The organism is Saccharibacillus kuerlensis DSM 22868 (assembly GCF_000378145.1).
In the GTDB taxonomy this organism is placed as follows: domain Bacteria; phylum Bacillota; class Bacilli; order Paenibacillales; family Paenibacillaceae; genus Saccharibacillus; species Saccharibacillus kuerlensis.
Genome location: NZ_KB899332.1, coordinates 1 through 1,357, shown reverse-complemented (window position 1 = coordinate 1,357; position 1,357 = coordinate 1). Strand labels below are relative to the sequence as shown.

The following is a 1,357-nucleotide window of genomic DNA, read 5'->3' as shown; positions in this document are numbered from 1 at the left end:
GTCTCTTCACGTCCAGAGAACAAACCTGTACGCTCATTTTCATAATCAAAGGGTTTCGTAGACCTCATATGCTCTATTCCACTCTGTAACTGCTTATTTGCCTTCTGTAACTCATCCTTAACTTCTTGCAGTTCCTGTTTATGAAATACAGTATCTTTCTTGTACTGATCCATCGCTTTATGTTCTCGTTCTGTAACCTCTTTGGACGTGCCTCTTTCAAGTTCATAACCTTTCTCATTCACATACTCATTAAATCTATCTTGTAATTGAGTAAAGTCTTTCTTGTTGCCTAACTGTTCTTTTGCAGACAATCTCCCGTCCTCTGTTAAAGGGACAAAACCAAAGTGCATATGTGGGACTCTTTCATCCAGATGGACAGTCGCATACAGCATATTTTCCTTACCGTATTCATTTTCTAGAAACTCCAAGCTATCTTTAAAAAATCGTTCTATTTCTTCTCCGCTTAAATCATCAAAGAAATCTTTATCACTTGTAACCAGTCCGTCCACATGTCGAATTGCATCTGACCGAATTTTACGTTTCCCTGAATAATTCTCATCAATCGTTTCATCAATTTTATCTTTATACTTTATATTTTGTGCGTTAATCAAATCATAATTTTTATATGTTTCCTCATGATTTATGTCTTTATTATTATAGTTTTTATTCTCTCTTTGATTATGTCTTTGTATCCCGTTTGTATTACTTGATCCTTTAACTCTGGCAACCCTCAAAATTGAATGAGACATGCTACACCTCCGGATAATAAATATATATAAACGTATATAGATTTCATAAAGTCTAACACACTAGACTTATTTACTTCGTAATTAAGTCGTTAAACCGTGTGCTCTACGACCAAAACTATAAAACCTTTAAGAACTTTCTTTTTTTACAAGAAAAAAGAAATTAGATAAATCTCTCATATCTTTTATTCAATAATCGCATCCGATTGCAGTATAAATTTAACGATCACTCATCATGTTCATATTTATCAGAGCTCGTGCTATAATTATACTAATTTTATAAGGAGGAAAAAATATGGGCATTTTTAGTATTTTTGTAATCAGCACAGTTCATTATCAACCAAACAAAAAATAAGTGGTTATAATGAATCGTTAATAAGCAAAATTCATATAACCAAATTAAAGAGGGGTATAATGAACGAGAAAAATATAAAACACAGTCAAAACTTTATTACTTCAAAACATAATATAGATAAAATAATGACAAATATAAGATTAAATGAACATGATAATATCTTTGAAATCGGCTCAGGAAAAGGCCATTTTACCCTTGAATTAGTAAAGAGGTGTAATTTCGTAACTGCCATTGAAATAGACCATAAATTATGCAA

The 1,357-nt window shown here is 31.6% G+C and carries 3 protein-coding genes; 2 read left to right on the top strand and 1 reads right to left on the bottom strand.

The genetic code is table 11. The features are described from left to right. Positions 1-749: MobV family relaxase (gene mobV / locus F456_RS0121445; protein WP_018979066.1), on the bottom strand; the 749-nt coding region annotated here is incomplete at its 3' end. Between the two features lie 292 nt (positions 750-1,041). Between mobV and ermCL the strand changes: the two genes are divergently transcribed. Together ermCL and F456_RS23345 are read left to right on the top strand one after the other, a co-directional pair. After that, positions 1,042-1,101 (top strand): 23S rRNA methylase leader peptide ErmCL, encoded by a 60-nt coding sequence (ermCL, locus tag F456_RS24505; RefSeq protein ID WP_002497446.1) that lies wholly within the window; start codon positions 1,042-1,044, stop codon positions 1,099-1,101. Between the two features lie 59 nt (positions 1,102-1,160). Further along, on the top strand, positions 1,161-1,357 hold a 197-nt coding region (locus F456_RS23345; protein WP_018979065.1), incomplete at its 3' end, for an rRNA adenine N-6-methyltransferase family protein.